Genomic DNA, 16154 nt, shown 5'->3' with positions numbered 1-16154 from the left:
GCGGGCTACCGACACTCTGGGCAGCGCGCACCAGCGCAGGGGCACACGGTTGACGACGAAACACCAGGGCAGCCAGCGCGGGTCGACGGTGATGGCCATCGGGATGGTGCTGGCCGCCGGGGCGATCGCGTGGTTCGGCGGCCGGGGGCCGGAGTCGGCACCGGCAGGCGCCGGCGAGACTGCGACCCTGCCGGGCCGGGCGGCGGAGCAGACGCCCCGCGTCGCCTTCCGGGCGGTGTCGAACGGCGGCCTGCCGACGCGGATTGTAATCCCGTCGGCGGGGATCGATGCGCCGGTCGCGGAGGTCGGCGTCGTGATCGAGGATGGCGAGCCGCGGTGGGAGACAGCGTGGCACGCGGCGGGGCACCACGTGGATTCGGCGATGCCGGGGCAGCCCGGAAACATGGTCATCACGGGACACGTGTCGGTTGCCGACCGGCGGAACGTGCCGGTCTTTGCGACGCTCGACCGGGTGCGGGAGGGCGATGAGATTGTGGTGTACGCGGGGGCGGCCGCCTATCGTTATGTCGTAGAATCGATCGCGGTGGTCGACCCCGGGGCGACGGAGGTGCTCCGCTCGGATGCGCGAGCGACGGTGACGCTGATCACCTGCACGCGCGACCTGCGGCACCGGCTGGTTGTCACGGGGCGGCTTGCGGGCGAGGTCACGCCCGGGAACCCGGCGTAGGGCCTGGCACGATGGTGGGGAGGAGCGTGCCGGACCGAACGATGACAAGGAGCAGCGCATGACAGGAGTACGGAAAACCGGAGGGCCGCGGGGGGTTGCGTTCGACCCGGTGCCGCTGCGCGGGCCGCGGCCGGCGCCTGCGCCGGAGCCGGCAGACCGGGCGGGCATCACCGACGAGGCGCGGGAGCTCTCCCGGGCGCTGGAGGCCGTGCAGGCCGCGCCGGAGGTGCGGACACTGCGGATTGCGGCGCTGCGCCGGGCAATTGCAGAGGGGCGCTACCGGCCGGACCCGCGCGAGATTGCGCGGACGCTGATGGAGCGCGGCGGTTTCGACCTGGAGGGGCCGTAAGGTACCGGGCGGGGTTCGCACGCGGCGGGTTGGTGCCGGTCCCCGGTGCGAAACGGGGGATGCCCTGATGCCGCGAGGCGCCTGCCTGGCGGTAGCCTGAGCATCGATGACCGGACACCAGATGCGTTCGAGAGCGGGCCAAGAAGCAAGGCAGCAGGAGGTTGCAGCGGGGGCAATGGCACGGGTGCTCATCATCGACGGCGGACTCCCGCGGGCGCTGGAGGGGCGGTCGCTCCTCGGGGAGGGGATCGATGCCCACCTGGTGCGCGATGCCGAGGGACCGCTGGCGAGGGCCGACGCCGACGTCTTCGACCTCCTCGTGCTGTGCGGGATGCCGGCCGAGCAGCAGGCGGAGATTGCGAGTGCGTTCCACGCGCACCGGAGATGGCGGCTGGTGCCGGTGCTGTATGTGAGCGACCCGGCGACGCCGGGGCTGGCGATCCCGGGGACGTTCCGGCCGGAGATTGACGGCATCGCGCGGGGGCACCGGACGAGCGCGGCGGTCGAACGGAAGATGCGGGAGCTTGCCCGCGAGGGGATAAGCGATGCGGTCGCGGTGGCGGCCGGGCCGTTCGAGCTGGACCCGGTCCGGCTGCGGCTGGCGGGCCCGGGCGGGGAGATTGACCTGACCGAACGCGAGGCGGAAGTGCTCTCGATGCTGCTGGCGCGGGCGAACCGGACGGTCCCTGCGGCGGAGATCATCGAGCGGGGCTGGGGGCTGGAGGTGGACGAGCGGTCGCTCCAGATCCTGCGGCGGCATGTGTCGAACATCCGGCGGAAGCTGGCGGAGAAGGGCGCGGCGAAGGCAGTGCGAACGGTGCGCGGCACCGGCTACCGGTTCGAGGTGCGGGCGGGCTAAGCGCGGCCGCGGAAGGTGGGGTCGCTGGCGTCGATCCAGCAGCTGGCGAAACGGTCCTGGTAGCCGTCGGTGGTGTCGAGGGGGTAGCCCTTCACGTAGGGCCAGGCAAGGGCGACGACCCGTTCGCTCACGAGGTTGGCGCCGGGGTTGAGCGCGAGGATGCGGCGCTGGATTTCGTACCCGAGGTTACGGCGGGCGTCTTCGTTCAGTTCGACGCGCTGCTTTTCGATGAGGGCGTCTAGGTCGGAGTCGCGAAGCGGGAAGCTGTTCCGCGTGCCGGCGCTGTGGAAGTAGGGGTAGACCCAATCGTCGAGGTCGATCCAGCCGGTATCGGGGCCGGCGGCGAAGGGGGCTTCGGCGGAGAGGAGGAGGCCGACGAGCTGGCTGAGCGGCATGGGCACGATGCGGATATCGAGGTCGAGGGCGGCCTTGAGCTGGTCGCGGATCAGCGAGCCGAGGCCGATGGCGTTTTCTGTTGCGTCGACGACGAAGAGGGGCAGGGGATCGGCGGGGAGCTGCTTCTCAGAGCGGAACGCCTCGAGGGCGGCCCGGGCGTCGCGGAGGTCGGCTTCGCGGCCGCCATCGCCGGGGCGGTAGCCGGGGACGGTGGTGAGTTCGCTTTCGGGGAGGGTCCAGCGGGTGACCGGCCAGCTGATCCAGGGGCTGAGCCCGCCGGAGCCGTCGAAGAACTTCCGGACCATCTCGCGGCGGTCGAGCGCCCAGGTGAGGGCGTTGCGGAACCGCTGGTCGTTGTAGGGGTGGTTGACGAGCGAGTAGCGGACGCTGAAGAACATGGAGTGGCCGATGGTGTACTCGACGAGCTGGGGCAGCCCGCGCTTGAGGTGGTCGGCAAGGGTGCGGCTGACGATGGCGACGTCGAGGGCGCGGGTGCGGAGGCCGCTTTCGACTTCGGCGGTGGTGCGGGGCTGGACGAGGGAGATGCCCTCAAGGTAGGGGCGGCGGTCGCCGCCGAACCAGGCGGGGTTGCGGCGGACGCTGGCGAAGCGCTGGTCGCTCCACTCGACCCAGAGGAAGGGGCCGCTGCCGACCTGGGCGTCGAGGGGGATGTCGCGGCCATCGGGAGCGAGCTCCGGGGCGACGATGAAGGAGGCCACATCGGCGAAGAGGTGGTGGGCGGCGGCGAGCGGAGCCTTGAGCTTGAAGGTGATGGTCTGGGGCGAGGTGACCTCAATGCTGTCGATGGCCGCCCACTGCGGGGCGCGGACGAACGTCGTGTCGCCCGAGCGCTGGCGTTCGATGCTGAACTTCACGTCGTCGGCGGTTACCGGGCGGCCGTTGAGGGGCGGGAGGTCGTGCCAGCGGGCCTGGGGGTTGATGCGGAAGACGAGGGTGGTCGCGTCAGGGCGTTCGGGGAGTGCGGCGGCGAGGTCGGCGGCGATGGTGCCGCGCGCCTGGTCCTGGTAGGTGAGGAGGCGGCTGAAGACCATCGCCTGGTGGCCGAGGAGCGGCCCGGCCTGGGTCTTGTGGGGGTCGGCGAAGGCGTCGCGTTCGACGAAGCCGGTGTGGCGGAGGGTGTGGCCGTGGCGGGACGAGAGGGTAGTCGGCGATGGCGACGGCGCGCGGGTGGGCGAAGCCGATGGCTCCGCTGTGGGGCTGAAGGGCGTGGGCTGGCCGCCGCCTCCGCGCGAGCAGGCGGCTGCTGCGAGGGCCGCGGCGGCGCCGGTCGCGCCGAGGAGCCTTCGGCGGGTCAGCCGCCGCTGCCATGGTGATTCGAAGGTCATACGATCGTTCATACTAGGGCGAACGGCGGGTACGGACCGGCAACGGACGGTTCAGGCCGCAAATTTGAACGGTTTGAGAACACCGGAGGCAGGCGAGATGGCTGAACGGCTGACGGAAGCGGCGATCGCGGAGTGGCTGGCAGGCCTCAACGGGTGGAGCGCGGAGGGGACGACCGCGATCACGAAGACCTTCCGGTTGAAGGACCACGTGGCGGCCGTGGGGCTGGTGATGCAGGTCGCCGTGGCGGCGGAGGTGATGAACCACCACCCGGAGGTGGCGTGGGTGTACAACCGGGTCACGTTCCGGCTGAGCACGCACGACGCGGGAGGGGTGACGGAACTGGACCTCGCGCTGGCGAAGCGGATTGAGGAGCTGGCCGGCGGGCAGGGCTGACCGGCGGGACGCGTTCGGAATATAACGAGGGCCGCCCGATGGGGCGGCCCCTGGTGCGGTGCGGCGGACGGAGGGTCAGACGACGCCGAGCGCCTTGCGGGCGCGGGCGACAATCTCCTTCTCTTCTTCGGTGAGCTCGGACCAGTCTTTGATGACCTCTTCCTTGAGCGGGAAGATGTGGATTGCATCCCAGCCGCAGACGTCCTCGCAGAGGCGGCAGCCGGTGCACTTCTTCTCGTCGACGGTGGAGACGCCGAAGAAGTCGTCGATGCGGTCGGTGTGCTGGAGGGAGAGGGCATCGAAGGGGCAGATGTTGATGCAGAGTTCGCAGCCGGAGCCGATGCACTTCTCTTCGATGACGACGGCTTTCGGCCACTGGTCTTTCTTGAGGGAGCGGCAGACGTTGCCGTAGGTATCGAGGATGGCTTCGGGCGGGCAGACAACGCCGCAGGCACCGCAATCGATGCAGAGGGTGGGGTCGATGACGTGGAGCTGGTTGCGCTCGCCGGTGATGGCGTTCGTCGGGCACCGCTTGGTGCAGGCGGTGCAGCCGATGCAGGTTTCGACGATGGAGTAGGGCACGAAGCGTCCCCCTGCGCGGGTGTTGGACCCCCAGCATAGCACGGCCGGGAGGGAGAGACCCGTCAGGGGAGGCCGGCGAGGAACGCTTCGACGGCGGCGTTGAAGGCTGCCGGGTTATCGATGTTGGCGGCGTGGCCGGCGCCGGGGATGACGACTTTCTGCGCGCCCGGGATCTTCGCGGCCATGTAATCGGTGGCGCCCAGGAAGGGCTCATCCTTTTCGCCGACGAGGACGAGGGTGGGGACGCGGATGCCTTCGAGCGACTCGATGACGCGGCTATCGAACTGGGCGAGCATGCCGCGGGCGGCGAGGGCGAGGCCTTTGGCCGAGCGGTGCTGGGCGATGCGCACCTCGGCGCCGCTGCCGAGCGCATCGAGCCCGCGTGTTTCGAAGGCGACGGCGCGGGCCTCGGCGGTGCGGTTCCAGGCTTCGCGGCCGGCAGGATTCCGGTAGCCGGGGCCGGTATCGAAGAGCATCAGTGCCCGGACACGGCCGGGGTGGGCGAGGTGGAAGGCGAGCGACATGTAGCCGCCGAGGGAGAGGCCGCCGATGACGGCCGTATCGATGCCGAGGGCGTCGAGGATCGCGGCCATGTCGCCGACGGTGGCGGCTTCGGAGTAGAGGGCCGGGTCGTCGGGGCTGTCGGACTGGCCGTGGCCGCGCATGTCCCAGGTGATGATGCGGTAGCGGGGCGCGAGCGCCTCAACCTGGCCGCGCCACATGCGGGAGGTGGCGCTGTAGCCGTGGCTGAGGAGGACTGGCGGGCCTTCGCCCGCCGCTTCGTAGAAGATGCGGACGCCGTCGCGTTCGACGAAGGGCATTGCGGGTGCCTCCGGGGTTCGAGTCGTGGGCGGGATTGTACGCGCGGGCGGACGGTGCGTCAGAGCGGGCCGCGGGCGGCGAGTTCGCGGCCGAGGAGCGCCTCCGGGGTGCCGTCGAAGGGGAACCGGCCGCGACGGACCATCCGGAGGGCGTGGAGGATGCCGCACCAGGCGGCCCGGCGGACCTCATGCGGGTAGCCCATGGCAGCGGCGCGGGCTTCGAAGACATCGCGGTCGCGGATGTAATGGTGTCCTCCGGGGAGGACAATAACGTCGAGGTCCAGGTCGACGAAGTCGATGGTGCGGCCGGCGATGGTGGCGGGGAGGGCGGCGTCGCATTTCGCCTCGACAAAACGGCCGAGTTCGTCGAACCAGTGGAGGACGGTCACGGGCTCGCGGAGGCCGATGGTATGGATGCCGAATCCGCGCGGTTCGGCCGGTTCAGGCGGCTCTTTCTGGTGGCGCTCGGGGTCGTGAAAGACGATGAGCCAGTCGTCGCCGCGGGCGTCGATGAGGTCGCCGGGCCAGGCGGAGCGGAGTGAGCCGTCGTACTTCAGCTTGCGGACGAGGACCGGGTTGGGCATGGTCAGCCGGCCGCGGGCGGGTGCGGATGGCGCCTGAGGGAGGCGGCTTCCTCCGGTTCGAGGCGGGCGGCGAGGGCTTCCTTCAGCTCGGCGATTTCGGGGTGCCGGCCTGCCGCGCGGCGGGAGAAGATGCGTTCGCCGTTGACATCGACGTCGAAGTCGCCGCCGCCGGCCGGGACGAGGCGGAGGTCGGCGATGTACTCGCCGAAGGTGTGGAGCAGCTCGTGGGCGACCCAGAGTGCGCGCGGGAGGAAGTTGCAGCGCCGGCAATAGGTGATGGAGACGGAGAGGCGGCTGGCCACGGAACGGCTCCCCGCGGGGCTACTGGCGTTTGTTGCCCCACTGCTCCCAGTAGGTGACGTCTTCGACGGGCTTGCGGAAGCCTTCGCCGAACCTGCCCATGGGCCAGCCGACGGGGATGAGGGCTGCGGTCTCGACCGTCTCGGGGATGCCGAGGAGCTTGCGGATGTCGTCCTGGTGGAAGCGGTGCAGCGTCGTGAGCGCGGTGCCGAGACCGAGGGCGCGGGCGGCGAGCATGAGGTTCTGGACGGCAGGGTAAATGCTCGAACCGGCGGTGATGTCGGGCCGCTGGCCGGGGTCGACGAGGAGGCAGGCGAGGATGAGAACGGGTACCTCGTGGAGGTGGTCGGCGAGGTACTGGGCGGAGCGCATGACGCGTTCGTTGCTGGCGGCTTCTTCGGGAGGCAGGTCGGGGCGGTTGCCGTAGCCGCTGGCGACGAGGCGGTCCCAGCCTTCCTTGTACCACTGCTGGATCTGCTTTTTCTTCTCGGGGTCGGTGATCACGAGCCAGCGCCAGTTCTGGCGGTTGCCGCCGCTCGGCGCGCGGGTGGCAGCCCAAAGGATCTTCTTGATGTACTCCTCGGGAACGGGATCGGGCTTGAGGCGGCGCATGGCGCGCTGGGTGCGAATGACTTCGAAGATATCGGATACGACTGGCTGGACTTCGGGCATGACAGTGCTCCGCCGGGGGATGTGGCGCTGATCCTACAGGGTCAGCCGGCACGCGCGAGGGGGCTATAATCCGGCGGCGATGACGGAGCTGCCGCTTTCGGGCATCCGGGTGTGCGACCTGACGTGGGTGATCGCGGGACCGACGGCGACGCGGATCCTGGCGGACTTCGGGGCAGAGGTGATCCGGGTCGAGCACGGGCAGGCGGCAGACCCCATCCGCTTCGGGCGGCCGATTGCGGGGGAGCGGCCCACGCTCAATAACTCGGGGTTTTTCAACTATTTCAACCGGAACAAGAAGAGCGTGCTGCTGAACGTGCGCCACCCCATGGGGATGGAGGTGCTGCAGCGGCTGATCCGGGTGAGCGATGTGGTGATTGAGAACTTCTCGAGCGGCGTGCTGGAGTCGTGGGGGCTCGACTACGCGGCGCAGCGGGCGATCAACGCGGGGGTCATTTACTGCTCGATCTCCGGGTTCGGGCATACCGGCCGCGACCGGCACTACACGACCTGGGGGCCGACAGCGCAGGCGCTCAGCGGCCTGACGCTGATGTCGGGGCTCCCGGGGAAGCCGCCGGCCGGGTGGGGGTATTCGTACCTGGACCACACCGCCGGCTACTACGCGGCGATCGCGATCATGATGGCGCTCCACCACCGGAACATGACCGGGGAGGGGCAGGCGATCGACATCGCGCAGGTCGAGACGGGGATGGTCCTGGCGGGACCGGCGGTGCTGGACTTTACGGTGAACGGCCGGAGCTGGCTCCGGGAGGGCATGCCGCCCGGCAACCGGGCGTGGGAACCGTCGATGGCCCCGCACAACACCTACCGGTGCGCGGGCGAGGACCGGTGGGTGGCGATCGCGGTGCGGAACGATGCGGAGTGGGAGGCGCTGCGCCGGGCGATGGGCGAGCCGGCCTGGGCGGCCGATGCGCGCTTCGCGACGGCCGCGGGGCGGCTCGCGCACCAGGACGAGCTGGACCGGGGAATCGGGGCGTGGACGCAGGAGCGCGATGCCTACCAGGTGATGGCGACGCTCCAGGCCGCGGGGGTGCCGGCGGGGGTCTGCCAGACGGCGGGCGACCGGGTGGAGCGGGACCCGCAGCTGCGGGCGCGGGGCTGGTGGACGACGATGCCGCACCCGGAACTGGGGGAGGCGGGCATCGATGGGGTGGCGCCGCGGCTCTCGAAGACGCCGGGAATGAACCGCACGGCTTCACCCTTGATGGGCGAGCACACGTACGAGGTGATGACCTCGACGCTCGGCATGAGCACTGAGGAGTACGAAGAGCTCGCGGCGCTGGGGGTGTTCATGTGAGCGGGCCGCTGGCGGGGCTTCGCGTGGTCGAGCGGTGCGGGGCGCTCGGCCAGTACGCGGGAAAGCTGCTCGCGGATATGGGCGCGGACGTGGTGAAGGTGGAGCCGCCCGGGGGGAGCGAGGCGCGGGCCATCGGGCCGTTCGTTGACGACGTTCCCGGGCCGAACCGCTCGCTGAACTTCTGGTATTTCAACACGAACAAGCGGTCGGTGGTTCTGGACCTCGCGGAGCCGGACGGTGCGGCGACGTGGCGGGAGCTCGCGGCTGCTGCGGATGTCGTGATCGAGGATGGGAGGCCAGGAGAGCTCGACCGGCTGGGGGCCGGGTACAGGGCGGTCGCGCCGCAGGCGCCCGGGCTCATCTGGTGCGCGATGACGCCGTTCGGGCAGGACGGGCCGTGGGCGGAGTACGAAGCGACCGACATGGTTCTGCTGGCGCTCGGCGGGGCGATGATGATGAACGGGTACGACCCGGAGGATGCGGAGGAGGCGCCGCCGATCCGCGGGCACGGCGACCAGGGGTACCTGACGGCCTGCCACTATGCGGTGCAGGGCATCCTGGCCGCGCTGCTTTGGCGAGACCGGACGGGCGAGGGCCAGTTCATCGACTGCTCGGCGCACGAGGCGATCAGCAGCACAACGGAGGTGGCGCTGCCGTACTGGTTCACGCAGCGGGTGAACGTCATCCGGCAGACGGGGCGGCATGCGGCGGCAACGCGGACGGAACGGTGGCTCTACCGGGCGGGCGACGGGCGCTGGGTGCTGGTGTTCGGGGTCGGCCGGGACAACGCGAGCTGGAAGCGGATCAAGGAGTGGTTCCAATCGGAGGGGTTCGGGCTGCAGTTCGACGAGCCGCGGTTCGATGACCCGCTGAACCGGCAGGCGGCGCGGGGCAGCCCCGAGGCGGCGGAGATCTTCGCGGAGCTCGGGCGGTTCATCGCAGCGCACACGGCGGAGGAGGTGTACCGGGGCGGGCAGGAGCGGCGGCAGGCGTGGGGCATCGTCCGCAGCCCGGAGGAGGCGCTCTTCGACCCGCACTGGGACGACCGCGGGTTCTGGGCCGAGGTGGAGGGCGAAGGCCGCGAAGGGCGGCCGGTGCGGATGCCTGGCGCGCCGTACCGGTTCGGGGCGACGCCGTGGGAGCTGCGCCGGCCGGCGCCGAAACTGGGAGAGCACACCGGGGAGGTGCTGGCGGAGTGGCTCGGGCGCGAAACATGACCGATACGCCACGATAACGCGGGGTTCACAGGCGCCGGGGATACTGCGGGCATCGGGACGTTCCCGATGCAGCCGCCTCCCCTGTCCCCTCCGGGCGCGCTGCATGAGGGGCCTGGCGTACGGTGCCGCCAGGCCCCTTCGTTTAGAGCGGCGGGAGTACGGGATTCGCGTTGCGGTGGCGGCCAATCGTGCACGGAACGTGAAAATTCGGTAGCAGCGGCTGACGGGAGGAGCGGGGCGTCGTACGGTAGCCTCCTGCGACATCCAGCATTCACACGGCTGTGACACGGTTGTGATGCAGGGCGCGCAGGATACCGCCATCGTGTGGGGGTGACACGCATGGTCAGTAGCGCAACGATTGCAGAACGGGTTTCGCTGTACGAAGTGCTGCGGGCCCGGCACGCCTCGATGCAGCAGCTCGGGGCGTTCGGGCTCGACCGGGACGACCTCGGGGCTTCGCTGGCGGCAGCGGCGCGGAAGGCGGGGATGAGCCCGGACCGGCTGGCGGCGGCGATTTCGCCGGCGGGGCGGGAGACCGCCGAAGCGGCGGCTCGCTGACCCGGGACAACTGAGCTACGGGATTTTGACTTCCTGGCCGACTTTGAGCGGGCAGTCGGGACTGAAGCCGTTGTAGGCGATGAGCTGCTGGAGCGAGACACCGTAGCTGGCGGCGATGTCGGCGCAGGTATCGCCGGGCTTCACCACGTAGACCTTGCCGGAGCCGCTCGAGGAACCGCCGGACGAGCGCGGGGCGGTCGGCGTCGGGCGGACGGTCGGGTTGGAGGTGAGGCCGCCGGTACCGCCCGCGACCGGGGTGGGGGTGGGGGCGGGGATGACGAGCGTGTCCCCGGCGCGGAGGTTGTTGCAGGCAGTTGGGTTGGCCTTCATGAGGGCATCGAGGCTGACACCCTCGGCAGCGGCGATGCCGGAGCAGGTATCGCCGGGCTTGACGGTGTAGGTCTTGCGCGGCGTGGGCGTGGATGCACCGCCGGTCGGCGTCAGGGCTGCTGGGCTGCCGCCTTCGAGGATGACCTGGTTGCCCTGGATGCGGTAGAGGACCGGGTTCTGCATCGGGGTGGCCGTGGGCACGCGGGCGGGGTCGGTGATCCGTTCGCCGGCGGCCGATTCGGGCTGGCCTCCGCCCCCGCAGGCGGCAGCGAGCAGGGCGGCTGCCAGCGCGAGGGCGGCGGTCGCGGCTCCGGGGCGGCGCGGGCGAGCGATTGCCATGGCGACCATGCTAGTGCGGGGCACGGCTGTCAGCCAACCTCGCGGAGGAGGTCGCTGACGAGGAGGAAGGCGGCGTCGCCGATGGCGTCGAGGATGCGCCGGTCGATGGCGTCGGCGACGTCGCGGGGGGAGTGGATGGTGGAGAAGTCGCCGGAAGTGAAGAAGACGATCTCGACGCCTGCATCGGCGAAGCTCATGTGGTCGCTTCCGGAGTTGGGCGGGAGGCGCGAGGGGACGGCGTCGAGGCCCGCTGCGCGGGCGAGGTCAATGGCGCGGGAGGCGGCCGGGCTTTCGCCGATGACCTCGATGCGCTGGCCGATACCGGTGACGTCGAGGTTGACCATGTAGCGGGGGAGGGCGCCGTCCGAGCGGAGCCGTTCGACGAGGGCGCGGCTGCCGTGGAGCCCGGATTCTTCGGCGCCGAAGAGGGCGAAGCAGAGGCCGGGGCGCGGGCCGCCGACGGCGAAGGCGCGGGCGAGCTCGAGCACGTTGGCGGTGCCGCTGGCGTTGTCGTTGGCGCCGGGCGCGCCGGGGACGGTATCGAAGTGGCCGCCGACGATGATGGCGCAGGCGGCGGTGCCGGGCGGCCGGGCGATGACGTTGAAGGCTGGCGTGCCGCCGGAAGGCTGCGGAGCCGTTATGGCGACGCGCTCGCCAGCGCGGGCTGCGTCGACCAGGTCGGCGCCGGGCTCCCGGGCGACGGAAACAACGGGGAAGCGGGCCTCGAGGGTGAGGTTGCCGGAGAAGGGGCCGGGCTGGTTGTTTACGACGACCAGCCCGATGGCGCCGGCGGCGGCAACGTTCTGGTACTTGGCGGCGAAGGTGAGGCCGCCCCGCTCGGCGACGGCGATGCGGCCGGCGAGGTCGCGGCCGGCGATGCCGGCGTCGTCGGCGAGGCCGACGAAGATGGACGGGGCCTCAACGGTGCCGCCGGGGCTGCCGGACATCGTGAGCGCCTCGAGGGCCGCGCCGCGGACACGGACTTCGCCGACGCGGAAGGGGTCGTCCTGGAAGGTGAAAGGCATGCGCTCGACGTCGTAGCCGAAGGAGGCGAGCTGCGCTTCGAGATACTCGACCGCGCGGAGTTCAGCGGGCGTGCCGGCGACGCGGGGTTCGCGGGTGAGGGCTGCGATGTGGGCGAAGGCGAGGTCGGCGTCGTGGCCGGCCGGCCCGGACGCCTGCCCGCGGGCGGGTGTCGTGCGGGATGCGGGAGGGGAAGGCGCCGGGGACGCGGCCGGGGATGCGGGGGCCGGAGGGGACGGCGACGCTTCGGCGGGCGGGGCTGCGGCAGGGTCGCGGCTGGAGCAGGCGGCAGCGAGGAGGAGCGCCGGGAGGGCCGCGAGGAGCAGGAGAGGAGGGCGCATCACGTTCCCGAGGGTACGGGGCGAGGGCGTAACGTGCCCGGAAAGGCTAGCGGCGGCGGAAGGGGTTGCGGAAGCGGCTGGAGTGCTCGGGCGGGCCGTAGTCGATGTAGCGGTCGCGCCAGTAGACGCGCCGGGGGCGGGACCTGCCGATGCTCCCAATGGGGCGGCTGCGGAAGGAGAGGAGGAAGGCGCCGATGAAGACGACGACACCGGCGAAGGAGACCCAGATGAGCGGGCTCCAGAACATCGAGAGGAAGAGGCCGGCGATCATCGTGCCGGCGCCGGCAAGGAGCAGGCGGGCAGGGTCGAGCGCGGGGAGCGAGAGCCGGGGAAGCGAGCGGCGCGGCCTCCGCCGGCGGCGGCGCTCTTCGAGGGAGATGGGCTGGCGCCCGCCCTCGGGGAGCTCGGTTTCGAGCTTCGCGAGCAGCTCTTCGATTTCGCGTTCGATGCGGTCGGCCATGTCGCTTCCACGGTAGGACATTCGCAGCGGCGCGTCGATGGGGGCGGGTTCAGGAGCCGGATACGGAGGGGGCAAGGATGGCCCGGGCAGCCGGGAGCAGGAGTTCGACCCAGCGCGCGTACATGCCGGCGGAGGGGTGGAGGCCGTCGCCGGCGAGGAGGCCGGGGTCGCGGGCCGCTTCGCGCGAGACGGCGGTGACATCGAGCCAGCGGGCGCCCGCGGCGGCAGCAGCTGCGCGGTTCACCTCGTTGAAGGCGTCGATTTCGGCGGCGATGCGGGCGCGGTCACGGCCTTCGGCGAAGGGGGTGACGCCCCAGTCGGGGATGGAGAGTACGACCACCCGGGAGGGATCGCCGGCTGCGGCTTCGATGGCGCGCCCGAGCAGGCCGTTGATGCGGGAGCGGTAGGTGCCGTCGCAGGGCAGGCCGCGGTACTGGTCGTTGACACCGATCAGCAGCGTGACGAGGTCGAAGGGACCCTCGGGCGGGGCGGCATCGAACGCGGCGGCCAGCTCGGCAGCAGTCCACCCGGTGGTTGCGATGATGACAGGGTCGGCGAGGTCGAGGCCGGAGGCCCGGAGGCGGCGGACGAGCTGCGCAGGCCAGCGCTCAGCGGGGTCGACGGCTTCACCGATGGTGTAGGAATCGCCGAGGGCGAGGAAACGGAGGGGCATGGGATCAAGGTACTGACTCGGACAGCAGCTGTCGCGGGGGCGGGCGACGATGCGGCGCGATGACCGTACACGGAGGGCATGAGAATGTACGGTGACCGCCCGGGAGTCGGAGAGGCGCTCGCCCGGGTACTGTTTGCCGCCCTGCTCTGGTGGCTGGTCACGCTGGCAGGGGACGTTATGTACGGGCTCGGGCTTTGGCCGATCGGGGCGTTGCTGCGGATTGTGGCCCTGGTGCTCTTCGGCGGCGCCGTGCTGGCTTTCTTCCAGCTCGTATCGGCGCTGTTCCGGCGGTAGGGATGCGGGCCGTGATTAGAGCTGGGCTTTGACGCGCTCGGCGAGGGCGCGCGTGAAGCCGACGGTGGCGGCGATTTCGTCGACGTCGGCTTCGCGGATCGCCTTGACGCTGCCGAACTTCTTAAGCAGCGCTTTCTTCCGCTTGGGACCGATGCCGGGGATCGTGTCGAGCGCGCTCTGGATGGAGGACTTGCCCCGGACCTGCCGGTGGAAGGTGATGGCAAAGCGGTGGGCTTCGTCGCGGATGCGCTGGACGAGGAAGAGCGCCTCGGAGCCGCGGGGCAGGACGATAGGTTCGTCGTCATCGGGCACGAAGATCTCTTCGTGGCGCTTGGCGAGGCCGACGACGGGGATGTGGTGGACGCCGAGCTCGTGCATGACCTCGAGGGCGGCGGAGAGCTGGCCTTTGCCGCCGTCGACGATGACGAGGTCGGGGAGGTCCCACGCATCGGCCGAGGCAGCGTCGGCGCCGGGGGTGTTGTCGGCTGCGGCGGTCTCGGCGGTGCGGGCGTGGCGCCCGAAGCGGCGGCGGAGGACCTCCTGCATGGTGGCGAAGTCGTTGGCGCCCTGGACGGTTTTGACGCGGAAGCGGCGGTACTGGTTGGGGGCGGGGCGGCCGTCGATGAAGACGACCATGCTGGAGACGGGGCTGGTGCCCTGGATGTTGGAGTTGTCGTAGCACTCGATCCGGCGGGGGATTTCGGGCAGGGAGAGCTCTTCGCGGAGCTGTTCGAGGGCGAGTTCGGTCTTGCTGGAATCGGCGAGCCAGCGGACGCGGGCGACGGCGAGCGCCTCGCGGGCGTTTTCGGCGGCGAGGTCGACGAGGCGGCGCTTTTCGCCCCGGGCCGGGATGCGGATTTCGAACCGGGAGCCGCGCTTCCCGGTGAGGAGCTCCTCGATGCTCTCGCGGTCTTCGGGCTGGGCCGGGACAGCCACGAGCCGGGGGATGTACTGGGCGCCTTCGTAGTACTGGAGGAGGAAGTTGGAGAGGACGGTGGCATCGGGCTCGTCGCGGACGCCGGCGAGCATGAAGCTGTCGCGGCCGATCATCTGGGTGCCGCGGATGAAGAAGACCTGGACGCATGCGTCGTCGCCGTCGCGGGCGAGGCCGAAGATGTCGGCGTCTTCGTTGCGGGTGGTGGCGACGTGCTGGCGCTCGACGGTGCGCTCGATGGCGCGGATCTGGTCGCGGAGCTGGGCGGCGCGTTCGAATTCGAGGCGCTCGGCGGCGTCGTCCATCTGCTTGCGGAGGCGGCGGAGGACGTCGTCGGCCTTGCCTTCGAGGAAGAGGATGACCTGCTGGATGACCTCGTCGTACTCCTCTTTTGTGCAGTAGGCCGTGCAGGGCGCGATGCAGCGCTTGATGTAGTAATCGAGGCAGGGACGGGGGTCGCGGCCGGTGATCTCCTTCGTGCAGGAGCGCCAGGGGAAGAGCTTCTTGGTGAGGTCGAGGGTGGCGCGGACGGAGCCAGCGCTGGCGTAGGGCCCGAAGTAGCGGGCGCCGTCGTTTTCGATGCGGCGGGTGATGGAGACGCGCGGCCAGGGGTTCTGGACGTCGATCTTGAGGTAGGGGTAGCGCTTGTCGTCCTTCAGGCGGATGTTGAAGAAGGGCTGATGGCGCTTGATGAGGGCGGCCTCGAGGAGGAGGGCCTCGGCAGGGCTGGAAACGACGATGTACTCGAAGTCGTCGATCTGTTCGCGGAGGGCGCGGGTCTTCGGTTCGAGGCCGTGGGGGGAGCCGAAGTAGGAGCGGACGCGGTCGCGCAAGCGGGCGGCCTTGCCGACGTAGATCACCTCGCCGGCGGCGTTGCGCATGATGTAGACGCCGGGCCGTGCAGGGAGGGCCGCGAGCTGCTTGCGGAGCTTCTCGGAGATGGTTGAGGAGGCCACGGATCCAGTGTAGCGAGGGTGAGCGCGGCCGCTCAGGCGGCGGGGGAGGCGGCGAGGGCGGCGGTCACCTCGTCGTCGGAGGTATGCGGGAAGGCGCGGTACCAGAGGCCGACGGCGTAGAACGGGTCGGGAGTCCGGAGCACGACGCATTCGAGGCCGGGGAAGTCCGCGGCGAGCTCTTCGCAGACGCCCGGGGGCGCGACAGGAACGGCGACGATGACCCGGTCGGCCCCAAGGGCGCGGACGGCCTCGATGGCGACGCGCATCGAGGCGCCGGTGGCGAGGCCGTCATCGACGAGGACGACGGTCCGGCCGCGGAGGTCGAGCGGCGGGCGATTGCCGCGGTAGGCGGCTTCGCGGCGCTGGAGTTCGCGCTCTTCTTCGCGGGTGACGGCTTCGATTTCGGCGTCGGTGACGCCGGCCTCGCCGATGACACCCGGGTTGAGGACGCGGCGGCCGCCGGTGGCGATGGCGCCGAAGGCGAGCTCGGGCTGGCCGGGGACGCCGAGCTTGCGGACGACGAGGACATCGAGCGGAAGACCGAGGGCGCGGGCGGCTTCGGCGGCGACGATGACGCCGCCCCGCGCGAGGCCGAGGATGATGGCGCCGAGCGGGAGGCCGAGGCGGCGGAGGGCCTCACCGAGGAGGCGGCCTGCCTCGCGGCGGTCGGCGAAACGGTCAGTCACGCCCGGAGTGTGCGCCCCGGCGAGGGCCGCGTCGAGG

20 protein-coding genes are annotated in these 16154 nt (G+C 70.9%); 8 read left to right on the top strand and 12 right to left on the bottom strand.

Translation table 11 applies throughout. From position 1 onward, the window contains the following. Positions 1–49: 49 nt before the first annotated feature. The 3 genes from Tbon_RS09875 (at position 50) to Tbon_RS09865 (ending at position 1896) form a co-directional block, all read left to right on the top strand. A complete protein-coding gene (locus tag Tbon_RS09875; RefSeq protein ID WP_158067549.1) occupies positions 50–688 on the top strand; it encodes a sortase in 639 nt (212 codons plus the stop codon). Between the two features lie 58 nt (positions 689–746). After that, a complete protein-coding gene (flgM, locus tag Tbon_RS09870; RefSeq protein ID WP_158067548.1) occupies positions 747–1037 on the top strand; it encodes a flagellar biosynthesis anti-sigma factor FlgM in 291 nt (96 codons plus the stop codon). A 175-nt stretch (positions 1038–1212) separates the two neighbouring features. Next, positions 1213–1896, top strand: a complete 684-nt coding sequence (locus Tbon_RS09865; protein WP_192497891.1) for a winged helix-turn-helix transcriptional regulator — start codon at positions 1213–1215, stop codon at positions 1894–1896. Here the strand turns inward: Tbon_RS09865 and Tbon_RS09860 are convergent. Further along, positions 1893–3638, bottom strand: coding sequence for an ABC transporter substrate-binding protein (locus tag Tbon_RS09860; protein ID WP_192497890.1), 1746 nt, complete (start codon positions 3636–3638; stop codon positions 1893–1895). The two genes, Tbon_RS09865 and Tbon_RS09860, sit on opposite strands and share 4 nt — an antisense overlap. Positions 3639–3735: 97 nt before the next feature. Here Tbon_RS09860 and Tbon_RS09855 point away from each other — a divergent pair, with 97 nt between their 5' ends. Then, positions 3736–4032 (top strand): 4a-hydroxytetrahydrobiopterin dehydratase, encoded by a 297-nt coding sequence (locus Tbon_RS09855; protein ID WP_158067545.1) that lies wholly within the window; start codon positions 3736–3738, stop codon positions 4030–4032. Between the two features lie 75 nt (positions 4033–4107). On the opposite strand, the gene Tbon_RS09850 is transcribed toward Tbon_RS09855, so the two are convergent. From Tbon_RS09850 to Tbon_RS09830, 5 genes are all read right to left on the bottom strand, one after another. Next, positions 4108–4614 (bottom strand): 4Fe-4S binding protein, encoded by a 507-nt coding sequence (locus tag Tbon_RS09850; RefSeq protein ID WP_158067544.1) that lies wholly within the window; start codon positions 4612–4614, stop codon positions 4108–4110. 62 nt (positions 4615–4676) lie between these two features. Then, a complete protein-coding gene (locus Tbon_RS09845; protein ID WP_158067543.1) occupies positions 4677–5435 on the bottom strand; it encodes an alpha/beta fold hydrolase in 759 nt (252 codons plus the stop codon). A 59-nt stretch (positions 5436–5494) separates the two neighbouring features. Continuing rightward, on the bottom strand, positions 5495–6019 hold the full coding sequence (locus Tbon_RS09840; protein WP_158067542.1) for a DUF402 domain-containing protein: 525 nt from the start codon (positions 6017–6019) through the stop codon (positions 5495–5497). Between the two features lie 2 nt (positions 6020–6021). After that, positions 6022–6321, bottom strand: a complete 300-nt coding sequence (locus Tbon_RS09835; protein ID WP_158067541.1) for a SelT/SelW/SelH family protein — start codon at positions 6319–6321, stop codon at positions 6022–6024. A 19-nt stretch (positions 6322–6340) separates the two neighbouring features. Next, positions 6341–6991: a nitroreductase family protein gene (locus tag Tbon_RS09830; RefSeq protein ID WP_158067540.1), complete on the bottom strand. Its 651-nt coding sequence runs from the start codon at positions 6989–6991 to the stop codon at positions 6341–6343. 79 nt (positions 6992–7070) lie between these two features. Here Tbon_RS09830 and Tbon_RS09825 point away from each other — a divergent pair, with 79 nt between their 5' ends. The 3 genes from Tbon_RS09825 (at position 7071) to Tbon_RS09815 (ending at position 10081) form a co-directional block, all read left to right on the top strand. Then, the gene (locus Tbon_RS09825) at positions 7071–8306 is read left to right on the top strand and encodes a CaiB/BaiF CoA transferase family protein (protein WP_158067539.1); all 1236 of its coding nucleotides are present in this window, start codon (positions 7071–7073) and stop codon (positions 8304–8306) included. Beyond that, a complete protein-coding gene (locus Tbon_RS09820) occupies positions 8303–9523 on the top strand; it encodes a CaiB/BaiF CoA transferase family protein (protein WP_158067538.1) in 1221 nt (406 codons plus the stop codon). The genes Tbon_RS09825 and Tbon_RS09820 overlap by 4 nt, the downstream gene beginning before the upstream one ends. Positions 9524–9862: 339 nt before the next feature. Further along, the gene (locus Tbon_RS09815) at positions 9863–10081 is read left to right on the top strand and encodes a hypothetical protein (RefSeq protein ID WP_158067537.1); all 219 of its coding nucleotides are present in this window, start codon (positions 9863–9865) and stop codon (positions 10079–10081) included. A gap of 15 nt (positions 10082–10096) precedes the next feature. On the opposite strand, the gene Tbon_RS09810 is transcribed toward Tbon_RS09815, so the two are convergent. Genes Tbon_RS09810 through Tbon_RS09795 form a run of 4 tightly spaced genes read right to left on the bottom strand, consistent with a single transcriptional unit; the run spans position 10097 to position 13247 of the window. After that, entirely contained in the window at positions 10097–10750 is a 654-nt protein-coding gene (locus Tbon_RS09810) for a LysM peptidoglycan-binding domain-containing protein (protein ID WP_192497889.1), read from the bottom strand. 29 nt (positions 10751–10779) lie between these two features. Then, positions 10780–12114: a M28 family metallopeptidase gene (locus Tbon_RS09805; protein ID WP_225734758.1), complete on the bottom strand. Its 1335-nt coding sequence runs from the start codon at positions 12112–12114 to the stop codon at positions 10780–10782. Positions 12115–12160: 46 nt separating this feature from the next. Beyond that, on the bottom strand, positions 12161–12574 hold the full coding sequence (locus tag Tbon_RS09800) for a hypothetical protein (RefSeq protein ID WP_158067534.1): 414 nt from the start codon (positions 12572–12574) through the stop codon (positions 12161–12163). 49 nt (positions 12575–12623) lie between these two features. Further along, positions 12624–13247, bottom strand: a complete 624-nt coding sequence (locus tag Tbon_RS09795; RefSeq protein ID WP_158067533.1) for an SGNH/GDSL hydrolase family protein — start codon at positions 13245–13247, stop codon at positions 12624–12626. Positions 13248–13325: 78 nt separating this feature from the next. Here Tbon_RS09795 and Tbon_RS09790 point away from each other — a divergent pair, with 78 nt between their 5' ends. Continuing rightward, positions 13326–13541 carry a hypothetical protein gene (locus tag Tbon_RS09790; protein WP_192497888.1) on the top strand — a complete coding sequence of 72 codons (216 nt, stop codon included), beginning with the start codon at positions 13326–13328 and terminating at the stop codon, positions 13539–13541. A 15-nt stretch (positions 13542–13556) separates the two neighbouring features. Here Tbon_RS09790 and uvrC read toward each other — a convergent pair whose 3' ends face one another. Together uvrC and Tbon_RS09780 are read right to left on the bottom strand one after the other, a co-directional pair. Next, the gene (gene uvrC / locus Tbon_RS09785; RefSeq protein WP_225734594.1) at positions 13557–15431 is read right to left on the bottom strand and encodes an excinuclease ABC subunit UvrC; all 1875 of its coding nucleotides are present in this window, start codon (positions 15429–15431) and stop codon (positions 13557–13559) included. A gap of 32 nt (positions 15432–15463) precedes the next feature. Further along, complete coding sequence (locus Tbon_RS09780) at positions 15464–16117, bottom strand: phosphoribosyltransferase (protein ID WP_158067531.1); 654 nt, start codon at positions 16115–16117, stop codon at positions 15464–15466. Positions 16118–16154: the final 37 nt, after the last annotated feature.

Origin of the sequence: Tepidiforma bonchosmolovskayae, assembly GCF_008838325.1 — a bacterium.
GTDB lineage: Bacteria > Chloroflexota > Dehalococcoidia > Tepidiformales > Tepidiformaceae > Tepidiforma > Tepidiforma bonchosmolovskayae.
The sequence above is the reverse complement of the archived record's forward strand: the minus strand, read 5'-3'. Positions and strand labels throughout refer to the sequence as shown.

What these genes read in the sequence shown, in the direction of transcription:
- flgM (WP_158067548.1), top strand. Translation starts at nt 747, where the DNA reads ATGACAGGAGTACGGAAAACCGGAGGGCCGCGGGGGGTTGCGTTCGAC.
- Tbon_RS09865 (WP_192497891.1), top strand. Translation starts at nt 1,213, where the DNA reads ATGGCACGGGTGCTCATCATCGACGGCGGACTCCCGCGGGCGCTGGAG.
- Tbon_RS09860 (WP_192497890.1), bottom strand. Translation starts at nt 3,638, where the DNA reads ATGACCTTCGAATCACCATGGCAGCGGCGGCTGACCCGCCGAAGGCTC.
- Tbon_RS09855 (WP_158067545.1), top strand. Translation starts at nt 3,736, where the DNA reads ATGGCTGAACGGCTGACGGAAGCGGCGATCGCGGAGTGGCTGGCAGGC.
- Tbon_RS09845 (WP_158067543.1), bottom strand. Translation starts at nt 5,435, where the DNA reads ATGCCCTTCGTCGAACGCGACGGCGTCCGCATCTTCTACGAAGCGGCG.
- Tbon_RS09840 (WP_158067542.1), bottom strand. Translation starts at nt 6,019, where the DNA reads ATGCCCAACCCGGTCCTCGTCCGCAAGCTGAAGTACGACGGCTCACTC.
- Tbon_RS09830 (WP_158067540.1), bottom strand. Translation starts at nt 6,991, where the DNA reads ATGCCCGAAGTCCAGCCAGTCGTATCCGATATCTTCGAAGTCATTCGC.
- Tbon_RS09825 (WP_158067539.1), top strand. Translation starts at nt 7,071, where the DNA reads ATGACGGAGCTGCCGCTTTCGGGCATCCGGGTGTGCGACCTGACGTGG.
- Tbon_RS09815 (WP_158067537.1), top strand. Translation starts at nt 9,863, where the DNA reads ATGGTCAGTAGCGCAACGATTGCAGAACGGGTTTCGCTGTACGAAGTG.
- Tbon_RS09810 (WP_192497889.1), bottom strand. Translation starts at nt 10,750, where the DNA reads ATGGCAATCGCTCGCCCGCGCCGCCCCGGAGCCGCGACCGCCGCCCTC.
- Tbon_RS09805 (WP_225734758.1), bottom strand. Translation starts at nt 12,114, where the DNA reads ATGCGCCCTCCTCTCCTGCTCCTCGCGGCCCTCCCGGCGCTCCTCCTC.
- Tbon_RS09800 (WP_158067534.1), bottom strand. Translation starts at nt 12,574, where the DNA reads ATGGCCGACCGCATCGAACGCGAAATCGAAGAGCTGCTCGCGAAGCTC.
- Tbon_RS09795 (WP_158067533.1), bottom strand. Translation starts at nt 13,247, where the DNA reads ATGCCCCTCCGTTTCCTCGCCCTCGGCGATTCCTACACCATCGGTGAA.
- Tbon_RS09790 (WP_192497888.1), top strand. Translation starts at nt 13,326, where the DNA reads ATGAGAATGTACGGTGACCGCCCGGGAGTCGGAGAGGCGCTCGCCCGG.